Origin of the sequence: Photobacterium sp. DA100, assembly GCF_029223585.1 — a bacterium.
Lineage (GTDB): Bacteria > Pseudomonadota > Gammaproteobacteria > Enterobacterales > Vibrionaceae > Photobacterium.
This window is the reverse complement of record NZ_CP119423.1, coordinates 3,305,251-3,327,853: the sequence shown is the minus strand read 5'-3', so window position 1 is coordinate 3,327,853 and position 22,603 is coordinate 3,305,251. Positions and strand designations below refer to the sequence as shown.

Here is a 22,603-nt window from a genome sequence, read left to right as displayed (position 1 = left end):
TTATTGAAGATTGTCCGATTTGAACTGCCGGCATTGTACCTAGGCTATGTAGGGCTTTCAATTGGTGGTGAAGGAACTCTGCGCTAGCGCAAAACGAGAAGGCACTAAAGTGCTGTGCATCACTGAAAAGCTAGTTTTCAACATTGAATATGTAAAAAAAACAGTCGCTCAGCTATGCTTTCTCAAGGTGTCAGCCCCCATTCGTTGGGATAGCGCCCCTTTCTTTTATTTCCCGGCTCCGGGATGACTTCACGATTACGGCAACTTTGATGACAGATAATAACCAAGGCACCCCTGCGCCTGAGAGACTGCAGCCGAGCGGGCTGGTCCGGCGCTTCCTATCGCGCGATAAAACCCCTGTTTCCGTCCTTTTCCTTTCTGCGCTGGTGGGGTTGGGGGCCGGCTTGTTATCGACCTTGTTTGAAATTGCGGTACATTGGGTGTCGGAGCAACGCACGGAGTGGCTGCGCCATGAAATCAGCAATGTGTTGCCATTGTGGTTGTCGGCCTTTTTGATCAGTGCACTGTTGGCCCTGGTTGGCTATTACCTGGTCCACCGTTTTGCCCCTGAAGCCGCGGGCTCTGGGATCCCGGAAATTGAAGGGGCGATGGATGATATCCGCCCGGTTCGCTGGTGGCGGGTGCTGCCGGTAAAATTCATCGGTGGTCTGGGGGCGCTAGGTTCGGGAATGGTGCTGGGCCGAGAGGGGCCGTCGGTACAGATGGGCGGCAATATCGGCCGGATGGTGTCGGATCTCTTCCGGCTCAAGGACAAAGAAGGTCGCCATGCTCTGCTTGCTTCTGGTGCGGCGGGAGGGCTGGCTGCAGCTTTCAATGCCCCGCTGGCGGCTATTATGTTTGTGGTCGAGGAAATGCGGCCGCAGTTTCGTTACAGCCTTATCTCGATTAAGTGCGTAATGATCTCGGCCATTGTCGCCAATATTGTTTTTCGCAGCATTTCCGGCCAGCAGGCGGTGATCACCATGCCGCAATACGATGCGCCGTTACTGCGTTCGCTGTGGCTGTTCCTGTTGCTCGGGATGGCCTTCGGAATCTTCGGGGTGATCTTCAATCAGCTGATCACTCGCAGCCAAGACATGTTTGCCCGTATCCACCGCAACAACCGCCGGCGCTACTTGCTGACGGGCACCCTGCTGGGGGGGAGCTTCGGTCTTATCCTGCTGTATCTGCCAGAGTTGACCGGCGGGGGGATCAGCCTGATCCCGAGTGCGACCAACGGCGAGTATGGCATCAGTGTGCTGTTGATCCTGTTCTTGGCCCGAGTGGCGACGACCCTGCTGTGCTTCGGATCGGGGGCGCCGGGGGGGATTTTTGCCCCGATGCTGGCGCTGGGTACCCTATTCGGTACCTTCTTCGGCACCCTGGCCCAGCAGCTGTTTCCTGAGCTGGGTCTGGAGCCGGGGATGTTTGCCATTGCCGGTATGGGGGCGCTGTTTGCGGCCACGGTGCGAGCCCCAATCACCGGTATCCTGTTGGTGATTGAGATGACCAACAACTACGATTTGATCTTGCCGCTGATCATTACTACGTTGGGGGCAACCATGCTGGCCCAGGTACTGGGCGGCAAGCCAATTTACTCCCAGCTCTTGCATCGCACCATAGAAAAGGAAAAAATGGCTCAAAGGGAGCAGTCTTCGGTGGTCAATACTTGAACGAGATAGTCAGGTATTAGATAATCACTGTCATGACCGATAGTATTTGAGAGGTTTTTAATGAGCGATGCCAATCTGCCGCTGAATTTTTCCGATGTTGCAGCGAATAAAGTGAAAGCGCTTATTGCCGAGGAAGAGAACCCGGAGCTGAAGCTGCGTGTTTACATCACCGGCGGTGGTTGCAGTGGTTTCCAGTACGGCTTTACCTTTGACGAGAAAGTCAACGAAGGCGATACCACGATTGAAAAGAGCGGAGTCACACTGGTTGTTGACCCGATGAGTCTGCAGTACCTGATCGGTGGTACAGTTGACTATACCGAAGGGCTGGAAGGTTCCCGCTTCTTCGTTGACAACCCGAACGCGACGACCACTTGTGGTTGCGGTGCATCGTTCAGCGTCTAATTGAGCCATCGGCAGCCCGACTTGGTTGCCGTTGTGCAGGAAAATAAAAAGCCGCTCCCTTAGGGGGGCGGCTTTTTTTGTGCTGTCTGGCTGTTAGGTCCGGTCGCCAAGCAGCGGGCTGTTGTCGGCGATAAACTGGCTGAAGTGGTTCAGCTGGGCCATCCGCTCTTTCGCATATTGCTGGAACTGGGTCTTCTCTTTGCCGCTCAGCGAGCGGGCCTGAGGCAGTTTGACCGTTCTCGGGTTCTTGTGGACGCCGTTGACCAAGAACTCATAGTGCAGGTGAGGGCCGGTTACACGCCCGGTACCGCCCAGAGTACCAATGGTTTGCCCCTGCTTGACCCGCTGGCCGGTTTTGACGCTGCGCTTGGTCAGGTGGAGGTACTTGGTTATGTAAGTCGAACTATGGCGAATGAACACATAGTTACCGTTGAACTTGTTGTAGCTCGACTGCATGACCACACCGTCACCGGCAGCCCAAATCGGTGTGCCTACCGGAGCGACATAGTCGGTCCCGCGGTGGGGGCGGACTTGGCCGGTCACCGGGTGCAAGCGACGCGGGTTGAAGTTCGAGCTGACGTAACGGAAGTTGATGGGCGAGCGCAGGAAGGCTTTGCGCATCGCCTGGCCTTTTTCGTCATAGTACTTACCGTCCTCGCTGCGGATCGCGGTGAAGGTCTGGCCCAAATTGCTGAAGGTTGCGGCGAGAATATTGCCCCGGCCGATAGGTTCGCCTTCGACCAGGCGCTCTTCGAACAGGACAGAGAAACTGTCACCGGCGCGGATATCCAAAGCAAAATCGATATCCCAACCAAAGATCCCCGCAATTTCCATGATCTGGTTGGCGGTGAGCCCAGCTTTGTCGGCGGCATTCCAGAAGCTCGAGGTGATCACGGCCTGGGCAAAATTGAGCTGGAGATCGACGTCCTTGCTTTCTTTGTCCGAATAAAAAGTATCGGCGGTGCGGGTGATCACCAGGCTGTCGGTCGCACTCTGAGGCTGTATCAGCTGGACTAGTTGGTTGTCCTCGTCAAAGCCGAAGCGCAACTTGTCGCCAGGGCGCAAGTTGGTGAGAGACTTTGTCCCTTCATCGGCATTGACCAAACGGTAGAGTGTTGCCGGCGACAGACCGACCTTGTCGAATACTACTGCGAGGCTCTCGCCGGATTGTACTTCGTGCTCTTTCCATTTCAGGGCCGGGATTGCCGGCTTATCGTCTGTCGCCATTGGGCGTAATTGCGCACTATCGAGGGAGATTTCCAGTGGGTAGAGCTTACCGATTTCAAATTTTCGTTCAGGATGCCCGCTGTTTTCCGTACTCGGCCATAATATTAACACCACGAGCAGCGTGCTGATCACGGTGATGAGGGTTTGGTGCATCCTTGGCAACCGGCGGAGTATCGGTACTTGCATGTGGTAATTTTTTGCGATTTCATAAAAAATAAGACAACCCTTAGTCTAACTGGTTTCAAAAAACATCGCTATTCAAGTAAGATTGAGGATTATTACTTTTTTGCCAATTCTGTGGGAGCGAACAAGAATGGCCAGCATTGAACAAGCTTTAGCTGAAATTAAGCGTGGTGTGGATGAGCTGATTCCGGAAGAGGAGCTGATTGCCAAGCTGAAAGAGAACCGTCCTCTGCGAATCAAACTGGGTGCCGATCCAACTGCACCGGATATTCACCTGGGTCACACCGTGATCCTGAACAAACTGCGTACGTTCCAGGAGCTAGGCCATGATGTCACGTTCCTGATCGGTGACTTCACCGGTATGGTGGGTGACCCAACAGGCAAAAACACGACTCGTCCACCGCTGACACGCGAAGACGTGCTGCGTAACGCTGAAACCTACAAAGAGCAGGTTTTCAAGATCCTAGACCCAGCCAAGACCAAGATTGAGTTCAACTCAAGCTGGCTATCAGAGCTGGGCGCAGAAGGTATGATCCGCTTAGCAGCAAACCAGACTGTTGCCCGTATGCTTGAGCGTGACGACTTCAAAAAGCGTTACAATGAAGGTCGCCCAATTGCGATTCATGAATTCATGTACCCGCTGCTGCAGGGCTATGACTCTGTTGCAATGGAGACAGATGTTGAGCTCGGTGGTACCGATCAGAAATTCAACCTGCTGATGGGCCGTGAGCTGCAGAAAGCCAATGGCCAGAAGCCACAGGTTGTCCTGACTATGCCACTGCTTGTTGGCCTGGACGGCGTGAAGAAAATGTCGAAGTCTGCCAACAACTACATTGGTGTGACTGACGTACCAAGCGAGATGTTCGGTAAAATCATGTCTATCTCTGATGATCTGATGTGGAACTACTTCGAATGTCTGTCTTTCCGCCCGCTGGAAGAGATTGACCAGTTCAAGGATGATATTGCTGGTGGTCGTAACCCGCGTGATGTGAAAATCTTGCTGGCGAAAGAAATCATTGCCCGCTTCCACAGCGAAGCTGATGCCGATGCAGCCGAGCAGGAATTCATCAACCGTTTCCAGAAAGGTGCGATGCCAGATGAAATGCCTGAATTCGAGTTCGAAGCTGGTATTGCGATTGGTAACCTACTGAAAGAGGCTGGTCTGGTAAACTCTACCTCTGACGCGATGCGTATGATCCGCCAGGGCGCAGCGAAAATCGATGGCAACAAGATCGAAGATACCAAGCTGATCCCTGCTGACGGTACAGCGGTTTACCAGGTTGGTAAGCGCAAGTTTGCCCGCGTGACCCTGAAGTAATCCTACTTCTGTTTTCATTGATTAAAAGGCGCCCCTGGCGCCTTTTTTGATCCTACTGCCAATAGCCAACAGGCTATACGCTATAGTCATTGCGCTGGCCGTTATTCTGGCTCAGGTATTCGATAAATTCCCACTCGATGCCGTTGGGATCCCAGAAATAAATCCGCTTACGCCAGGGATGCGATGTCTCCATCTCGTTTTCCTGATAGCCCGCTGCCAGCAAGCGGGCGCGGATCTCTTCTACATCGTCGCTCACTAAACCGATATGGTTGATACCGCTGTCCACGTATGGGGTGCGGTCGACCGATGCCCGCTCGACGACCTCCTGTAGGGCAAGATAGCTGTGTTCCGTTCCGATATGGCACCAGCGGTAGCTATCTCCCTGGCCGCAATGGCGGACGGCAAAGGCGGGCAGGGCGGTTTGGATGAACTCGATAGTATGGTCGATATTGGCGACGGTGATGTTGGCATGTTCTACGTAGGGCATCATAGGCACTTCACTCCTTATATAAATTTTTTTGTTTATTTAAATGTAGAGCAGTGGTTAATTAAGTAAAGTTTTTATTTTACTTAATTGGTGTGAGACAGAAAAAACCGCCAGCATGGCGGTTTTTGTGAAGGGGCGTAAGTGATTGCACTAAAAGCTTGGGACCGATTAGTGTCTCAGGGCGAAGGTGGGCAGGGAAAGGTGCCAGCGTATCGCCGCGAGGCGAATGGTCAGGGTCGTGATGATCCCTGCCAGGGTTGCGACTGCTGAATCGACACTTGCCGATAGGGCCATGGTGTGGACAATGCCGCCGAGGATACAAGCGGTGGCGTACACTTCGGTGCGCAGTACCATTGGAATTTCTCGTGCCAACACATCACGGATCACCCCGCCACCACAACCGGTTATCACGCCCATAATCACGGCTACCATCGGCGTGGCACCGAAACGCAGGGCCTTCTCGACCCCAATGGCGACAAAGACAGCAAGACCGATGGCATCGGCCACGGGTAATATCCACCAGGCCATCTGGCGTGGGCGGCGGATGGCCAGCATGCTCACCAGGCAGGTAATGAAGATCACCCACAGGTAGTTGGTATCGGTGATCCAGAAAACAGGCGTGGCACCAAGGGCCATATCGCGAATGGTTCCCCCGCCGATTGCGGTGACGCTGGCCAGCACCACTACCCCGAACGGATCCATCCGGAGCCTGCCTGCCAGTAATACGCCCGAGGCGGCAAACACGGCCGTCCCAAACATATCGAGAATATAAATGAGCATCATGAAACCTGCTGAGTCAGAGAATATAGGGAGATCGCGCAGATTGTACGACGAATCAGACGGCTGACAACTCGCTGCAATCGCTTTGTGAGATGACTCACAGTGATTGTTGATGGCGTGTTACAACGCAGACTGACGTACCTGATCAAGGTACTGGCAGATTTCCTCGGCAGCCAGAATAGTGCGTGGTGTCGGCCGGTTTAACCAGTCTGAGGTCACGGTAAAAATGTGCTCTCTTTCCACTGCGGGTAACTGCTGACGCCAATTATCCCACACCGAAGGGTCGGCTGCGGCATGCGAGGTACCGAAAATTACCTCTGGCTGGCGGACAATCACTTGCTCTTGCGAGATTTGCGGGTAGGCCGCGCGGCTGTCGGCAAAGATGTTTTCCCCGCCGCACACGGCGAAGACTTGGCTGGGCCAATTGTTGCCAGCCACCGTGATCATCGGGCTGCTGCTGAGCTGATAGAAGTAGCTGACTGGCTGCTTGTCCTGATGGGCTCGACGCAGTGCATCCAGCCGCTGGCGAAAATCGCTAGCGCTACGCTGGGCCTGGGTTGGTGAGTCGGCAAACTGGCCCAGTTGTTCCAGGGTGCTGGCGATATCTTCCAGTGAGCCGGGATTGGAGTAGAACACCTTGAAGCCGAGCTGCTCCAACCGGGTCATTTCGCGGCTGGGGTTGCCTCCTTTCCAGGCCAAGATCAGATCCGGCTGCAGGGCGACGATACGCTCCATTTTTATGCCGCGGTAGTTGGCGACCCGCTCGAGGGACTTGGCCGCTTCCGGATAGTCGCTGTAGTCACTGGCGGCGATCAGCTTGTCACCCAGTCCTGCGGCATAGGCCATTTCGGTCGTATGTGGCGAGAGGCTGATGATCTTTTTTACGGGTTCGGCAGCGACAGAGAAAACGGGGAGTAGCAGTAGGCATAAAGCGGCGAAACGCACTTAAACGGCTCCTTGTAGCATTAACAGTAACAGGCTTTGGGCTGCGACCCAGCCCCAAAGGCGCTGGTTGGCCAGGCGATCTATCTGGCTCAGGTGAAAGGCTGCCGGGGCGATTCTGCCGCCGAGCTTTGGCCGCTCCATCTTGGTTTTATCGTAGATAGCAGGTCCGCCCAGCGATAGTGATAGTTTGTGTCCGGCAGCGGCTAGCAGCCATCCTGGTCCCGGAAGGAGCCAGTTTTCTCCCTGTTGCTTGAGGCCCCGCAGTGCCATTTTCCCGTTGTTGCCAAGTGTCAGCAGCAGGGCAAACAGGCGCAGTGGAACAATATCCAGTACGGCTAGTATCGTGGTAGCGGGCTGGCCGAAATGACGGAATTGCTGCCTGCTCGGTGACCAGCAGCGGCTAAGCTCGACGGCCAGGCGATACAAAATTGCGCCGATCCCTCCGGCAAGGGCGTACCAGAACAAGACGCCGGCAGCCAACCGGCCGTAGCCGATCAGCAGGGTTTCAGCGCCGGCCTTGCCCAGGCCCAGCAAAGAAAGGCTGTCGGTATGGCGGTTGAGCCTGCTGCCAAGCAAAACCCGGCACTGCAGTTTGTCTTCCCGGCTGTAGGCGCGGATAAATTGCTGGCTGAACTTGTGCATGTTGCGCCAGTCAAGGGCGATCCACAGCAGCAGGAGGTGGAAAGCGGTATCGATCCACACTAGCTGGTACAGGCAGATCAGAACAACCAATACGGTTAGCCATAGCAGTGACCAAGAAAGCAAGCCTGATAGGCGTCTTTGCTGCGGGGCGTCGCTGGGTTTGTTGACCCGAGCGGCGAGAGCCAGGGCAAGCTGGCGCCAGATTTGCAGAGGATGTAACTGGGTGGGGATAGGCAACAGCCATTGCACTGCCAGAGCACCCCACAAGGCAAGCAGGGTGCTGTTTTCGGCGATGAGTGCAATGGCGTCGGTCATCGTTACTGGTTCAGCAGCTCAACCATTTTGGCGACCATTACCGAAGAGCTCTGGGCCGCAACCGGCAGGAATTCTTCAAAGCTCATTGGCGACTCTTTGTCTGCCACATCAGAGATCGCACGCACGACCACGAAAGGTACCTTGAACTGGTGACAGGCCTGGGCAATGGCTGCAGCTTCCATTTCAACGGCAATGACAGACGGGAAGTTGTCACGGATAAAGGCTTGTCTTTCAGCCGAGCACACGAAGGCGTCGCCAGTACAGATCAGGCCGCGTACCGCGTGAGTGTCAGCCATGGTGGCCAGTGCCTGCTCGGCAACATCCATCAGCTTGGCATCAGAAGCAAATGCCGCTGGTTGCTGGGCCATCTGGCCGATTTCGTAACCGAAGGCTGTAACATCGGCATCGTGGTAACGGACCTCGGTCGAGATCACCACATCACCGACATTCAGGCTACTATCGAAGCCGCCGGCTGAACCGGTGTTGAGTACGACATCAGGCTGGAAGATTTCAAGCAGAACCGCAGTGCCTACAGCAGCTGCCACTTTGCCGATACCAGACTGAAGCAATACCACGTCAGCGCCGTTCAGCGTACCTGTGTAGAACGTACAGCCCGCCTTGCTGTGCGTTTCGCGGTTCGCCAGTTGATCTTTAAGGATGGCAACTTCTTGCTCCATCGCGCCGATAATGCCGATTTTCATCAATACAGTCTCTTGTTAGGTAACAAGCCCCCGTAGAGGGGGCGTTGGGAATGGCGTGATTGTAACATGCTGAAGCCGGACAATGCCAAGTTGCCGACCGGTTAGTTACACATTGAGGTAGTCGAGGATCCCCTCGGCGGCACGGCGTCCTTCATCGATAGCAGTGACGACCAGATCCGAGCCGCGGACTGCATCGCCGCCGGCGAATATCTTCGGGTTGGTGGTCTGGAAGGCAAAATCACCGCGCTCCGGAGCCTGGATCCGCCCCCATTGGTCCAGCTCGACCCCGAATTCGGCCAGCCATGGCATGGCATGGGGTTGGAAGCCGAAGGCCATGATCACCGCGTCGGCAGGCAAAACATGATCGCTGCCCGGCACGGGTTCAGGGCGACGGCGACCGGCCTCATCAGGCTTGCCGAGTGCGGTCCTGACCATCCTGACGCCGCAGATCTGGCCGTTGCCATCGACTTCCAAGCCGGTAGGCTGCAGGTTGAACTGAAACATCACACCTTCCTCGCGGGCATTTTTCACTTCGCGTTTCGAGCCGGGCATATTGGCCTCATCTCGGCGGTAGGCACAGATCACGTTGTTGGCCCCCTGGCGCATCGAGGTTCGGACACAATCCATTGCGGTATCACCGCCGCCGAGCACCACCACATTCTTACCGGCCATATCGATAAATGGTTGCTCGTCTTTGAGCCCCATAACCCGGTAGGTGTTGGAAACGAGGAAAGGCAGGGCATCGAATACCCCGGGGGCGTCTTCGTTCGCCAAGCCGGCCCGCATGTTCTTGTAGGTTCCGACACCGAGGAAGACGGCATCAAACTCAGCTACCAGCTCGGCCAGTTGGACATCCTTACCTACTTCGGTATTGAGGCGGAACTCGACACCCATATCGTTGAAGATCCGGCGGCGGTTGATCATTACCTCCTTTTCCAGCTTGAACGACGGGATACCGAACGTCAGCAGGCCGCCGATCTCCGGGTAGCGGTCGAACACCACAGGTTTGACCCCGTTGCGTACCAAGATATCGGCACAGGATAGGCCGGCCGGTCCGGCGCCGATGATCGCCACCTTCTTGTCAGTCCATTCGACATGGGACATGTCCGGTTTCCAGCCCATCTTAAATGCTTTGTCGGTAATGTATTTCTCGACATTGCCGATGGTGACTGCGCCGAAGTCATCGTTGAGGGTACAGGCCCCTTCGCACAGGCGGTCCTGTGGGCAGACCCGGCCGCAGACTTCGGGCAGGGTGTTGGTTTGGTGCGAGAGCTCAACCGCTTCGATGATCCGTCCCTCGTTGGCGAGTTTGAGCCATTGGGGGATATAGTTGTGGACTGGGCACTTCCACTCGCAATACGGGTTGCCGCAATCGAGACAGCGGTCGGCCTGGGCGCTGGCCTGTTGTTGGGTGAACGGTTCGTAGATTTCGACAAACTCAATCTTGCGCACTTTCAGTGGCTTCTTGGGCGGGTCGATACGCGCCACATCGATAAACTGGTAAATGTTCTGGCTCATCGGGCTCCCTCCCTATTGGGCTTGTACGCGCAGCTCGGCGGCTGAGCGGCTCTGGTGGCCGAGTAAGGTATTGACATCGGCAGTCTTTGGCTTGGCTAGGTAAAAGCGTGGGATCCACTGGTCGAATTCGGCCAGGATCTCTTGCGCTCTATCCGAGCCGGTCAACTCAAGGTGCTGGTCAATCAGGCCTCGCAGGTGTTCTTGGTGGATTTTCAACTCAGCCAGAGGCAAGGCTTCGACCAGCTCGGGATTGACCCGTCCGGCAAAGTCGCCGTCCTCGTCGAGGATATAGGCAAAGCCCCCGGTCATCCCGGCGCCGAAGTTAACCCCGGTCTTGCCGAGAATGGCGACGATGCCCCCGGTCATGTATTCGCAGGCATTGTCGCCGGCTCCCTCGATAACCGCGATGGTGCCCGAATTCCGCACCGCAAATCGCTCCCCGGCTTTACCGGCGGCAAACAGTTTGCCGCCCGTTGCGCCATACAGGCAGGTATTGCCGATAATGGTCGACTGGTTGGATTTGAATGCCGACCCAAGCGGTGGGCGAATGACTATTTGCCCGCCGGTCATGCCCTTGCCGACATAGTCATTGGCATCGCCGGTGAGGAAGAGGTTGAGGCCCCCGGCATTCCATACCCCGAACGACTGGCCGGCGGTACCCGTCAGGTGGAGGTTGACCGGTGTCGACGCCATGCCCTGATTACCCCAGCGTTTGGCGATTTCTCCTGATAGCCGCGCCCCCACCGAGCGGTCGGTGTTGCGGATATCCTGGAAGATGTCCGCGCCGCTGCGCGCCTCGATAGCTGGCAGGGCCTGCGCGAGCAAGGCGCCGTTGAGCGGTGCATTGTCAAACGGGGTATTGGTTTCACTACAGTACAGGGTCTTGCCCTCCAACGGCTCGCTGGTCGCGAGCACCGGAGAGAGATCGAGTTTGCTTTGCTTGGCGGTGTAGCCCCCGATGACTTCGAGTAACTCGGTCCGGCCAATCAGGTCGGTGAGCTTTTCGATGCCCAGCTCGGCGAGGATTTCCCGCACCTCCTGACCTAAGCCGATGAAGTAGTTCATGACTTGTTCGGGCAAGCCTTTGAAGAAGTCGCGCCGCAGGGTTTCATCCTGGGTTGCCACTCCGGTGGCGCAGTTGTTGAGGTGGCAGATGCGCAAGTATTTACAGCCCAATGCTACCATTGGTGCGGTGCCGAAGCCGAAACTCTCGGCACCGAGGATTGCGGCCTTGACCACATCGAGGCCGGTTTTCAGGCCACCGTCGACCTGGAGCCGGATCTTGTGGCGCAAGCCGTTGGCGACCAGTGCCTGCTGGGTTTCGGCCAGGCCCAACTCCCACGGGCTACCGGCATATTTCACCGAGGTGAGAGGGCTGGCCCCGGTACCGCCGTCGTAGCCGGAAATGGTAATGAGATCGGCGTAGGCCTTGGCGACCCCGGTGGCAATGGTCCCGACCCCTGGCTCGGACACCAACTTGACCGACACCAAGGCCGTCGGGTTGACCTGCTTGAGGTCGAAGATCAGCTGGGCCAGATCTTCTATCGAGTAGATGTCATGGTGAGGCGGTGGCGAGATCAGGGTGACACCCGGCACCGCATAACGCAGCTTGGCTATTTCGGTAGTGACCTTGTGGCCGGGCAGTTGGCCACCTTCACCCGGCTTGGCACCTTGTGCCACCTTGATTTGGATGACATCGGCATTGACCAGGTAGTGCGGGGTGACACCAAAGCGGCCGGAGGCCACCTGCTTGATGCGCGAGTTGCGCTCGCTATTGAAGCGGCGCGGATCTTCACCGCCTTCGCCCGAGTTGGAAAAGCCGCCCAACCGGTTCATGGCGATCGCCAGTGCTTCGTGGGCCTCGGGGCTCAGGGCTCCGATGGACATCGCGGCAGAGTCAAAGCGCTGGTAGAGCGCTGCGGCTTCTTCGACCTTGTCGATGGCGATAGGGGCATTGTTGGCTGTTAGCTTGAGCAAATCGCGGATAGCCGCGACGGGCCGCTCGTTGACTTGCTTGGCGAAGGCCTGGTAGTCGGCGTAGTCACCGGATTTGACCGCCCGCTGCAAGGTAGCGACAACATCGGGGTTGTAGGCATGGAACTCGCCGCCGTGGACGTATTTGAGCAACCCGCCATGTTCGATCGGTTTGCGCTTGAGCCAGGCCCGGCGGGAAAGGTTGAACAAGTCTTGCTGGAAGTCGGCAAACCCCGCTCCCTGGATCCGGCTCGAGACACCGCGGAAGCACAGTTCGACCACCTCATCATCAAGGCCGACAGCCTCAAACAGCATGGCACAGCGGTAGGAGGCAATGGTGGAGATCCCCATCTTGGACATGATTTTGTACAGGCCCTTGTTGATCCCGTTGCGGAAGTTGAGCATCACGTCGCGGTAGGGCTTGGCGATGGCACCGCTATCGACCAGTTGGCCGAGGGTCTCATAGGCCAGGTACGGATACACCGCGGTGGCCCCGAAGCCGAGCAGCACCGCAAACTGGTGCGGATCGCGGGCGGTGGCGGTTTCGATGATGATATTGGCATCACAGCGCAGCTGCTTGCTGACCAGCCGGTTCTGTACCGCCCCCACCGCCATTGCGGCCGGGATTGGGAGCTTGCCGGCATTGATACCGCGGTCTGACAGGACAATGAGGACGGTACCGCTGCGCACCAGGCGCTCTGCCTGATCGCAAATATCGATAATGGCCTGCCTGAGATCTTTCTCGTTCGGGTCAAAGTTGATATCGATAATGCTGTTGCGGTAGTACTGGTTGTCGAGTTCGAGCAGCTGTACCAAATCGGAATAGAGCAGCACCGGCGAGGCAAAGGCGACCCGGTGGGCATGGCTGTCGGTTTCGCAGAAGACGTTGATTTCACGGCCGATACAGGTGGCCAGCGACATCACATGCTTTTCCCGCAGCGGGTCAATCGGCGGGTTGGTAACCTGGGCGAACATCTGTCGGAAGTAGTCGGTGACGGCGCGCTCGCGCGAGGACAGTACGGCCATCGGCGCATCGTCGCCCATTGAGCCGGTGGCCTCCTGGCCGTTTTCGCCGATCACCCGCAGTACCTGATCGATCTCTTCGCGGTTCATGGCGAACTGCTTCTGGCAGGTGCCGAGCTCGGTATCATCGAACGAGCGGAATCCTACCTGCTCGTCCCCGAGTTCTTCAAACGGCACCAGGCGCTTGACGTGGCTGGCCATCCACTCCTTGTAGGGGTGGCGTCCCATCAGGTCGTTATCGATATCGGCTGAATGCCAAATCTTGCCGAACTTGGTGTCGATCACCAGTAATTCGCCCGGCCCGACTCGGCCTTTTTCGGCCACCTCATCGGGTGCGTAGTCCCAGATCCCGACTTCGGAAGCCAGGGTGATCAGCTTGTCCTTGGTGATGATATACCTTGCCGGGCGCAGGCCGTTGCGGTCGAGGTTACAGGCGGCGTAGCGGCCATCGGACATGACGATACCGGCCGGGCCATCCCACGGCTCCATGTGCATGGAGTTGAAATCATAAAAAGCCCGCAGCTCGGGATCCATGTCGGGGTGGTTCTGCCAGGCGGGCGGGACCAGCAGCCGCATGGCGCGGAACAGATCCATGCCGCCGGACAGGAACAGCTCGAGCATGTTATCGAGGCTGGAAGAGTCAGAGCCGGTTTCGTTGACAAAAGGGGCCGCCGTCTGCAGATCCGGCAACAGCGGCGAAGCAAACTTGTAGGCCCGGGCCCTTGCCCACTGGCGGTTGCCGGCAATGGTGTTGATCTCACCGTTGTGGGCGAGGTAGCGGAACGGCTGGGCCAGCGGCCAGCGGGGTTGGGTATTGGTCGAGAAGCGCTGGTGGAACAGGCAAATGGAAGACTCCAGCCGGATGTCACCCAGATCCCGGTAGAAGCGGGGCAGATCGGCCGGCATGCACAGCCCTTTGTAGACGGTCACCTGAGTCGAGAGGCTACAGATATAAAAGTCGGGGTCGTCCGTAATGCGCTTTTCGATCCGCCGCCTGGCCACATACAGTCGGCGGTCGATATCGCGGGGTTTCCAGCCGGCCGGAGCGTTGATAAAGACCTGCTCGATATTGGGGAGAGTTTCGGTGGCTATCGGGCCCAGTACCTGTGGGTTGATAGGTACGGGGCGCCAGCCGACCAGCGACAGGGTTTCCTTGGCCAGCTCTTCGCTGATGATGGTACGGGCCTGCTCGGCAAGCACCGGATCTTGGCTGAGGAACAGCATACCGAGGGCAAACTCCCGCGACAGTTTCCAGCCGCTGTCCTCGGCAACGATGCGGTAGAAGCTGTCGGGCTTTTTCATCAACAGCCCGCAGCCATCGCCGGTTTTGCCATCGGCGGCGATACCACCGCGGTGGGTCATGCGGTCGAGGGCGGAAATGGCGGTCCGGACAAGCTTATGGCTGGTTTCTCCTTCGATGTGGGCGATTAACCCGAAGCCACAGTTGTCTTTATCCAGCATGGGGTTATACAGTGTCATTGCAACTCTCCCTAGCTTCTGCCTGAATAAGCAGAAATACTGCATTTTTTGACGGTCTTCCTGACCATCGATGACAGCCTTTGCGCCTCCCAGGTTGTTGCTTTTTGATTGTCGGGTGGTCGCTAAAGGTACCTATTTGCTTCCAGCGACCTTTCAAGTTAACGGCTATTTACAGAAAGGTCAAACTATAAACAATAAATTAACATCAGGAGTGGGCACGGATAATGCAGCGAAATAGGGCTGGGTAGCAGTGAATAATTATGGCGGTCAGGGCTTGGAGGAAAGAAAAAACCGGCCGTTACGGCCGGTTTGGATTCAGTCTACCGAGATGAACGGGGGAGTGGCCACTTAGCCATTTGATAGCATCAGCGAATCAGCCTTGGCTTCAAGGTTGCTGTTCCCCATCAGGTAGGCATCGATTTCCCGGGCACACTCGCGGCCTTCGTTGATACAGCGAACCACCAGTGATTGGCCAGTACGCATATCGCCGGCAGCAAAGACGCCTTGCTGGTTGGTGGCAAACCCTTGTGTTGCGACGTTGCCACGGTCATCAAGCTTGATATCCAGCTGGGCCAGCACGCCTGTTGGCTCTGGATGCAGGAAGCCCATCGCCAGAAACGCCATATCACACGGAATGATACGCTCCGAGCCTGCCACTTCGGTAAAGCCTGGGCGCTCACCCGCTTTTGCCTCTTCCCACTGGATGTCAGCAATACGCAGTGCTTTGACATTACCCGCTTCATCGCCAATGAACTCCTTGGTTAGGATATTCCAGTGACGTTCACAGCCTTCCTCGTGGGAGGTCGAGGTTTTCATGATCATCGGGTAAGAAGGCCATGGCTGGTTGGCTGGGCGCTTCTCAGGCGGGATCGGCATGATCTCAACCTGGGTAATGCTCTCTGCACCGTGGCGGTTGGATGTACCCACACAGTCAGAGCCGGTATCACCACCACCGATCACCACTACATGCTTGCCTTTGGCGTGGATCGCTTCGGTCTTTAGATCCATGTCGTTGGCACGACGGTTGTTCTGGGCAAGGAACTCCATGGCGAAATGCACGCCTTTGAGTTCACGGCCTGGGATTGGCAGATCGCGCGGGACCGTCGAACCACCGGTCAGCAAGACGACATCAAAGTCCTGGCGTAGCTGTTGGGCGTTGACGTCGACACCAACATGGGCGTTCACTTCGAACTTGATCCCGGCATCGGCCATCAGGTTGATCTTGCGATCGATAATGTCCATGCCCAGCTTGAAATCCGGGATCCCGAAACGCAGCAAACCACCGACTTTCTCATCGCGCTCGAACACTGTCACACAGTGACCGGCACTGTTGAGTTGCTCGGCTGCAGCCAGGCCCGCCGGGCCCGAGCCGATGATGGCGACCGTTTTACCGGTACGCGAACGTGGTGTCTTCGGTTTGGCGTATCCTTCGCGGTACGCCGTCTCGACAATGGTCTTCTCGATATTACAAATCGTGATTGGGTCTTGATTGATCCCCAGTACACAGCCACTCTCACAAGGGGCCGGGCACACACGGCCGGTGAATTCCGGGAAGTTGTTGGTCGAGCTCAGGATGTGCCACGCCTCTTCCCAGCTGTCACGGTACACCGCGTCATTGAACTCCGGGATGATGTTACCGATCGGGCAGGAGTTGTGGCAGAAAGGAACACCGCAGTCCATACAGCGCGAGGCCTGCGTGTTGATCTTGTCACCGAACTCCTCGTTGAGAACAAACTCCTTGTTGTCCTGGATACGGACACTCGGATCCAGCTTCTTTGGCAGCTCGCGGCCAAACTCTAAAAATCCAGTAGGCTTACCCATTGACGGCCTCCAACTCTTCCTTGTTTTGTGCTTCTGCCTTGCGCTTCTGAAGTACTGCCTTGTAATCCCTTGGCATTACTTTCACCATCTTCTCGAGGTTGGCCTCGAAGTTAGACAGGAAGGTTTCCGCGACCGTACTGCCAGTAAGCTCGACGTGCTTGGTCAGCATATCGTGCAGCAGATCTTTGTCTTCCTGCTCGATTGGGTCGAGGTCGACCAGCTCAGGGTTGAGCTTGGTGTCGAAGTCTTCGAACTGATCCCAAACATAAGCCACGCCGCCACTCATTCCGGCTGCGAAGTTACGGCCCGTTTGACCCAGAATAACGGCCACCCCGCCTGTCATGTATTCACAACCGTGGTCTCCGACGCCTTCAACCACTACCTTGGCGCCCGAGTTACGGACACAGAAGCGCTCGCCCGCCATACCGCGGATGTAGGACTCCCCCGATGTTGCACCGTAGAAACAGACGTTACCGACCACGATGTTGTCTTCCGGGATGATGTCAGATTTGGCATCTGGGTAGAGTACCAGCGTACCGCCCGACAGGCCCTTGCCCCAGTAGTCGTTGGCATCGCCTTCGACTTCGAACTTGACGTTCTTGGCCAGGAAGGCACCGAAGCTCTGGCCGGCAGAACCCGTGAACTTAACGTTCATTGGCTGCGGCAAGCCCTTGTCTTTGTAAATCTTGGAGATTTCGTTCGACAACATGGTACCGGCACTGCGGTCGGTGTTGATGATGTCAAACTCGGTATCCACCTGCTTGCCCTCGTACAGGGCCGGGGCCGCCGCTTCAATCAGTTTGCGATCCAGTACCTCTTCGAGGTTGTGGTTCTGCTCTCGCTGGTTATACACACCGTCTTCGTCACGGGCAGGCTCGATGTACAGTACCGGGCTCAGATCCAGGTTCTTGTACTTCCAGTGGCCGATGTTGTCACGGATTTTCAGTTTGTGTGATTGGCCAACCATTTCGTCGACGCTGCGGAAGCCCAGCTCTGCCATGATTTCACGTAGGCCTTCAGCCATGTATTGGAAGAAGGTCACAACATCTTCTACGCGGCCGTCGAAACGCTCACGCAGGGTCTTGTTCTGGGTCGCGATACCTACTGGGCAAGTGTTCTTGTGACACTTACGCATCATGATACAACCTTCAACCACCAAGGCTGCGGTTGCGACGCCCCACTCTTCAGCACCTAGCAAGGTGGCGACGGCAAGGTCACGCGGGGTCTTCATCTGACCGTCAGTCTGGACCACGATACGGTTACGCAGGCCGTTCTTCAGCAGGGTCTGGTGGGTTTCAGCCAAGCCAAGCTCCCACGGTAGACCGGTGTGGCGGATAGACGACATTGGTGATGCACCAGTACCACCGTCGAAACCTGCGATAAGCACAACATCCGCTTTCGCTTTGGCAACACCGGAGGCAATCGTACCGACACCGGCTTCCGATACCAGTTTGACGTTGACGCGGCCGGCGCGGTTGGCGTTCTTCAGATCGTAGATCAGCTGTGCCAAATCCTCGATAGAGTAAATATCGTGGTGTGGCGGTGGCGAGATCAAACCGACGCCCGGGGTGGAGTGACGGGTTGCCCCGATCCAGTCATCGACCTTATCGCCCGGTAGCTGACCACCTTCACCCGGCTTGGCACCCTGTGCCATCTTGATCTGAATTTCATCAGAGTTGGTCAGATAGTAGGAGGTTACACCGAAGCGGCCAGATGCGACCTGCTTGATCGCAGAGCGTTCCCAGTCACCGTTATCTTTCTTCTCAAAACGGGCCGGGTCTTCACCACCCTCACCTGAGTTGGATTTAGCGCCGATACGGTTCATCGCTACAGCAAGCGTCGAGTGGGCTTCGTAAGAGATGGAGCCGAAGCTCATTGCACCGGTCGCAAAACGCTTGAGGATGCTCTCGATTGGCTCAACCTCTGCCAGCGGGATAGAGCCTGCAGGGTTCTTGATGAACTCAAGCTGGCTACGCAGGGTCGCTGCGTTATCGCCCTGGGCATCAACGGCGTTGGCGTACGCTTTGAACTGGGCAAAGTCCTTGTTACGGGTAGATTGCTGCAGCAGCGAGATAGTTTCTGGGTTAAACAGGTGTTTTTCACCACGCTGTTTCCACTGGTAAACGCCACCGACATCCAGCATCTGAATTGGTACTTCGCGCGTAGGGTAGCCCAGGCGGTGACGGATCAATACTTCCTTGGCAATGTCATCGATGGTCAGGCCCTGGATACGGGAAACCGTACCGGTGAAGTACTTATCGACCACTGACTTGCTGATCCCTAGCGCTTCGAAGATTTGGGCGCCGTGGTAAGACTGCAGGGTTGAGATCCCCATCTTGGAGAAGATCTTCAGCAGGCCGCCGTTCACACCCTTGCGGTAGTTGTTGAACAACTCTTCGGTCGGAACTTCTGGATCCAGCTTGCGCTTGCGCTGCAGGTCAACAATGGTCTCGGTGACCAGGTATGGGTTAACCGCATTGGCACCATAGCCTACAAGAGTTGCAAAGTGGTGGGTTTCGCGGGCATCACCGGTTTCAACCACGATGTCACACTTGGCACGCAGGCCTTTGCGGATCAGGTGGTGGTGAACCGCACCGACGGACAGCATTGCTGGGATAGCGGCATGGTTGGAGTTTACCGCACGGTCGGTAAGGATAATGATCGAGTAGCCGTCGATAACCGCATCTTCCGAGTACTGGCAGATACGCTTCAGCGCTCGTTCTAGCTTGCCGTCTTCGCCGCTGGCGCGGAACACGATATCCAGCGTCTTGGCCTGCAGGTGCTCGTTATCGATGGCCCGCAGTTTTTCCAGCTCGGCGTTGCTCAGCACCGGAGATTCGATTTCAACCTTCCGGCAGTGCTCAGGGGTTTCGGTCAGCAGGTTGTGGTCTTTACCCAGGTAGGTATTGAGTGACATCACCATACGCTCGCGGATCGGGTCGATCGGCGGGTTGGTGACCTGGGCAAACAGCTGCTTGAAGTAGTTCGACAGGTGTTGTGACTGGTGCGACAGCACAGCCAGCGGCCAGTCGGCACCCATGGCGCTGAGCGGCTCGTAACCTGTTTTCGCCAGCGGCACAATGATGTCGTTGACTTCTTCCGAGCTCATGCCGAAGGCTTGCTGATGGTGCAGCAGACGCTCAGGCGTTGGCTGGTGGTGCATGTTGTCCGCTTCAGGCAGGCTCTTCAATGTCAGCAGGTTGTCCTTGACCCACTGCTCATAAGGCTGGGCTGAGGCAATCGTGTCTTTGACTTCTTCGTCAGAGATAATGCGGCCTTGTTCAAGGTCGGCAACAAAGATACGGCCAGGCTGCAGGCGGCCACGGAACTGGACGTTCTCCGGTTCGATTTCAACCACACCGGATTCCGAAGCCATGACCAGGAAGTCATCCTTGGTCACGGTGTAGCGCGATGGGCGCAGGCCGTTACGGTCAAGGGTGGCACCCACCTGGACACCGTCGGTGAAACAGACTGAGGCCGGGCCGTCCCAAGGTTCCATGACGTTGGCATGGTACTGGTAGAAAGCACGGCGCTTCGGATCCATGTTTTTGTTTTCTTGCCAAGCTTCAGGGATCAGCATCATCAGTGCATGCGGCAGGCTTCGGCCCGACAGCACCAGCAGCTCCAATGCCATATCGAAGTTGGATGAATCTGAACTGCCTTCCTGACAGATAGGCAGCAGCATATCGATTTCCTGCTGGCTGAACAGTTCCGACTCAAGGATGGCTTCACGGGCCTTCATCCAGTTCAGGTTACCGCGCACGGTGTTGATCTCACCGTTGTGGGCGATGTAACGGAAAGGCTGGGCCAAGCGCCATTTGGGGAAGGTGTTGGTCGAGAAGCGGGAGTGGACCAACGCCAGTGCCGTTACCATCGACGGGTTCTGTAGATCAAGGAAGTACTGGGGGACCTGTTCAGTCGTTAGCTGGCCCTTGTACACCAATGTCTTGTATGACAGGGAGTTAATATAGAAGTCATCACCGATGTTGGAGATGCTTTCCAGGCAGACGCGAACGGTGTAGTTACGCAGTACGTATAGCTTACGTTCGAGCTCGGCCGGATCCATGCTGGCGCCGCCGGTAATAAAGACGTGCTCAAACTGGGGCTCGGTACTGAGCGGATCGACACCAATCATTGAGTTGTCTACCGGCAGCACCCGGTAGCCAATGACTTCAAGGTCTAGTCGTTTGGCATTGCGCTCGAGGATGTCACGGCATTGCTGACGTTTGTGTTCGTCTTTGGGGAACAGCACCACACCTACGCCGTATTGGTCGAACGACGGCAGGCGGATCCCTAGCTTGACGGTTTCTTCCAACAGGAATTCGTGGGGTTTTTGCAGCAATATACCGGCACCATCACCACTGCTCGGGTCACAACCCTGGCCGCCACGGTGTTCCATCCGAGCTAGCATATCAAGGGCTTGGGTGACAATTTCGTGGGATTTACGGTTCTTCAGGTGGGCCACAAAGCCGATACCGCAGGCATCGTGCTCCATTTCAGGCACATAAAGTCCCTGAGCATTCAGCTCTTGATCTGTCATAGATACTTCCTTCCAGTTTCAACAGGTACCAATCCAGGCACCTGAGTTATCCCTAATTTTGTTTATACATCCTGCTGGGCCTTGGAGGGACTCCTGTCCGGCCGTTTCGGATGGGTTTGCTGTGGGATGATGTAGTCAATCAATAGCAAACTTCATTCTGTAGCACCTGTGCTCTGGTATGCAAAAGCGCTGCAGTTTTGAGGGGAAGCAACATAAACCACCAAATATTTGCCAAGTTTAGTTACTTTTATTGTTCATAAATTGCACACAGCTGTAACTATCCTACAATTTTGATTGATTAATTACCAATAAAAAATATCCCATCTCCATAACATCCCGGCATGGCAATGAATTAATTGCTAATTCAGGTGCGTATCTATTCGAAAATGAAGGTCTGGGTGCATAGTGGTGTACTTATCTCTTGCTTTTTGTATGGTAATTGGGAGGGGGTTAGACCAAAGTATTACAAAATGATGTTGTTGCTAATTTTCATTCCTTTTATCGGCCCATAAATGGTGAAAAAAACGCCTTTTTTGTTTTTGCACAACTTTTGACGGTGCCGTTGGTGCTAATCTGTGCCGCTTTTTCGACCCCTTGAATGACTAGGTGACAAGATGCAGCTGCATGAGCTCGTGAATACATTTGGCCAGGACCTACAGCGCCGCTACGGAGAGAAAGTGCACAAACTGACGTTGCATGGTGGCTTTAGCTGCCCGAACCGTGATGGCACCATTGGCCGTGGCGGCTGCACGTTTTGCAATGTTGCCTCTTTTGCCGATGAGCAGGCGCAGCACAAACCCATCACCGAGCAGTTGGCGCAGCGTGCCGGGGAGGTCAACCGTGCCAAGCGCTACCTTGCCTACTTTCAGGCCTATACCAGTACCTATGCCGAAGTGCAGACCCTCAAAGTGATGTATGAGGAGGCATTGGAAGCGGCGGATATCGTTGGCCTTTGTGTCGGCACCCGGCCTGACTGTGTACCGGATGAGGTATTAGAGCTGCTGGCGGGCTACCGTGAGCAAGGCTATGAAATTTGGTTGGAGCTCGGCCTGCAGACCGCCAATGACAAAACCCTCAAGCGCATTAATCGCGGCCATGATTTTGCCTGTTACGAGGCCATTGCCAAGCGGGCGAGGGCACTTGGCCTGAAAGTGTGCGCCCACTTGATAGTCGGGCTGCCGGGCGATACCCGTGAGGACAATCTCGAGACAGTGCGCAAGGTGGTGGCGGCCGGCGTCGATGGCATCAAGCTGCATCCGCTACATATTGTCGAGGGGAGTATCATGGGCCTATCGTGGAAAGCGGGCCGCCTGGCTGAGCTGAGCCTCGAAGACTATACCGGTATTGCGGCGGAGATGATCCGCCTGACCCCGCCGGAGGTCGTCTACCACAGGGTATCGGCCAGTGCGCGCAAACCTACTCTGCTAGCCCCTGAGTGGTGCGAAAACCGCTGGTTGGCGATGACCGAAATTGGCCGAAATTTGGACCAGCTTGGCGGCCAGGGGACAGTGCTGGGCAGGCCGTTTGAGTACACGCCACCCACCCCTCGTGCGATGGCAAAACCTGCCGGCTGAC

General features: G+C 56.2%; 14 protein-coding genes. 4 read left to right on the top strand and 10 right to left on the bottom strand.

The window, feature by feature from the left end:
- The first annotated feature begins 269 nt into the window (after window positions 1-269).
- Entirely contained in the window at window positions 270-1,673 is a 1,404-nt protein-coding gene (clcA, locus tag PTW35_RS15155) for a H(+)/Cl(-) exchange transporter ClcA (protein ID WP_281025702.1), read from the top strand.
- Window positions 1,674-1,733: 60 nt separating this feature from the next.
- Window positions 1,734-2,075, top strand: coding sequence for an iron-sulfur cluster insertion protein ErpA (gene erpA / locus PTW35_RS15150; RefSeq protein WP_039467799.1), 342 nt, complete (start codon window positions 1,734-1,736; stop codon window positions 2,073-2,075).
- Window positions 2,076-2,168: 93 nt separating this feature from the next.
- On the opposite strand, the gene PTW35_RS15145 is transcribed toward erpA, so the two are convergent.
- Complete coding sequence (locus tag PTW35_RS15145) at window positions 2,169-3,488, bottom strand: peptidoglycan DD-metalloendopeptidase family protein (protein WP_281025701.1); 1,320 nt, start codon at window positions 3,486-3,488, stop codon at window positions 2,169-2,171.
- Window positions 3,489-3,615: 127 nt separating this feature from the next.
- On the opposite strand from PTW35_RS15145, the gene tyrS reads away from it, so the two are divergent.
- The gene (gene tyrS / locus PTW35_RS15140) at window positions 3,616-4,803 is read left to right on the top strand and encodes a tyrosine--tRNA ligase (protein WP_281025700.1); all 1,188 of its coding nucleotides are present in this window, start codon (window positions 3,616-3,618) and stop codon (window positions 4,801-4,803) included.
- 73 nt (window positions 4,804-4,876) lie between these two features.
- Here the strand turns inward: tyrS and PTW35_RS15135 are convergent, their stop codons facing one another.
- The 9 genes from PTW35_RS15135 to gltB (PTW35_RS15095) form a co-directional block, all read right to left on the bottom strand.
- Window positions 4,877-5,293, bottom strand: coding sequence for a VOC family protein (locus PTW35_RS15135; protein ID WP_281025699.1), 417 nt, complete (start codon window positions 5,291-5,293; stop codon window positions 4,877-4,879).
- Between the two features lie 165 nt (window positions 5,294-5,458).
- Entirely contained in the window at window positions 5,459-6,070 is a 612-nt protein-coding gene (locus PTW35_RS15130; protein WP_281027526.1) for a TRIC cation channel family protein, read from the bottom strand.
- A gap of 120 nt (window positions 6,071-6,190) precedes the next feature.
- The gene (btuF, locus tag PTW35_RS15125) at window positions 6,191-7,015 is read right to left on the bottom strand and encodes a vitamin B12 ABC transporter substrate-binding protein BtuF (protein WP_281025698.1); all 825 of its coding nucleotides are present in this window, start codon (window positions 7,013-7,015) and stop codon (window positions 6,191-6,193) included.
- On the bottom strand, window positions 7,016-7,972 hold the full coding sequence (locus PTW35_RS15120; RefSeq protein WP_281025697.1) for a cobalamin biosynthesis family protein: 957 nt from the start codon (window positions 7,970-7,972) through the stop codon (window positions 7,016-7,018).
- 2 nt (window positions 7,973-7,974) lie between these two features.
- Window positions 7,975-8,673, bottom strand: a complete 699-nt coding sequence (mtnN, locus tag PTW35_RS15115; RefSeq protein ID WP_281025696.1) for a 5'-methylthioadenosine/S-adenosylhomocysteine nucleosidase — start codon at window positions 8,671-8,673, stop codon at window positions 7,975-7,977.
- A 105-nt stretch (window positions 8,674-8,778) separates the two neighbouring features.
- The gene (locus tag PTW35_RS15110; RefSeq protein WP_281025695.1) at window positions 8,779-10,191 is read right to left on the bottom strand and encodes an FAD-dependent oxidoreductase; all 1,413 of its coding nucleotides are present in this window, start codon (window positions 10,189-10,191) and stop codon (window positions 8,779-8,781) included.
- A 12-nt stretch (window positions 10,192-10,203) separates the two neighbouring features.
- Window positions 10,204-14,667 (bottom strand): glutamate synthase large subunit, encoded by a 4,464-nt coding sequence (gltB, locus tag PTW35_RS15105; RefSeq protein WP_281025694.1) that lies wholly within the window; start codon window positions 14,665-14,667, stop codon window positions 10,204-10,206.
- A 348-nt stretch (window positions 14,668-15,015) separates the two neighbouring features.
- The gene (locus tag PTW35_RS15100) at window positions 15,016-16,488 is read right to left on the bottom strand and encodes a glutamate synthase subunit beta (RefSeq protein WP_281025693.1); all 1,473 of its coding nucleotides are present in this window, start codon (window positions 16,486-16,488) and stop codon (window positions 15,016-15,018) included.
- Window positions 16,481-21,028 (bottom strand): glutamate synthase large subunit, encoded by a 4,548-nt coding sequence (gene gltB / locus PTW35_RS15095; RefSeq protein ID WP_281025692.1) that lies wholly within the window; start codon window positions 21,026-21,028, stop codon window positions 16,481-16,483. The genes PTW35_RS15100 and gltB (PTW35_RS15095) overlap by 8 nt, the downstream gene beginning before the upstream one ends.
- Before the next feature lie 614 nt (window positions 21,029-21,642).
- Here gltB (PTW35_RS15095) and PTW35_RS15090 point away from each other — a divergent pair.
- On the top strand, window positions 21,643-22,602 hold the full coding sequence (locus tag PTW35_RS15090) for a TIGR01212 family radical SAM protein (RefSeq protein ID WP_281025691.1): 960 nt from the start codon (window positions 21,643-21,645) through the stop codon (window positions 22,600-22,602).
- Window position 22,603 lies beyond the last annotated feature (1 nt).

Coding starts and splice junctions, on each gene's coding strand:
- PTW35_RS15120 (WP_281025697.1), bottom strand. CDS start 7,972: ATGACCGACGCCATTGCACTCATCGCCGAAAACAGCACCCTGCTTGCC.
- PTW35_RS15110 (WP_281025695.1), bottom strand. CDS start 10,191: ATGAGCCAGAACATTTACCAGTTTATCGATGTGGCGCGTATCGACCCG.
- gltB (WP_281025692.1), bottom strand. CDS start 21,028: ATGACAGATCAAGAGCTGAATGCTCAGGGACTTTATGTGCCTGAAATG.
- PTW35_RS15100 (WP_281025693.1), bottom strand. CDS start 16,488: ATGGGTAAGCCTACTGGATTTTTAGAGTTTGGCCGCGAGCTGCCAAAG.
- tyrS (WP_281025700.1), top strand. CDS start 3,616: ATGGCCAGCATTGAACAAGCTTTAGCTGAAATTAAGCGTGGTGTGGAT.
- mtnN (WP_281025696.1), bottom strand. CDS start 8,673: ATGAAAATCGGCATTATCGGCGCGATGGAGCAAGAAGTTGCCATCCTT.
- PTW35_RS15130 (WP_281027526.1), bottom strand. CDS start 6,070: ATGCTCATTTATATTCTCGATATGTTTGGGACGGCCGTGTTTGCCGCC.
- clcA (WP_281025702.1), top strand. CDS start 270: ATGACAGATAATAACCAAGGCACCCCTGCGCCTGAGAGACTGCAGCCG.
- PTW35_RS15135 (WP_281025699.1), bottom strand. CDS start 5,293: ATGATGCCCTACGTAGAACATGCCAACATCACCGTCGCCAATATCGAC.
- gltB (WP_281025694.1), bottom strand. CDS start 14,667: ATGACACTGTATAACCCCATGCTGGATAAAGACAACTGTGGCTTCGGG.
- erpA (WP_039467799.1), top strand. CDS start 1,734: ATGAGCGATGCCAATCTGCCGCTGAATTTTTCCGATGTTGCAGCGAAT.
- PTW35_RS15145 (WP_281025701.1), bottom strand. CDS start 3,488: ATGCAAGTACCGATACTCCGCCGGTTGCCAAGGATGCACCAAACCCTC.
- PTW35_RS15090 (WP_281025691.1), top strand. CDS start 21,643: ATGCAGCTGCATGAGCTCGTGAATACATTTGGCCAGGACCTACAGCGC.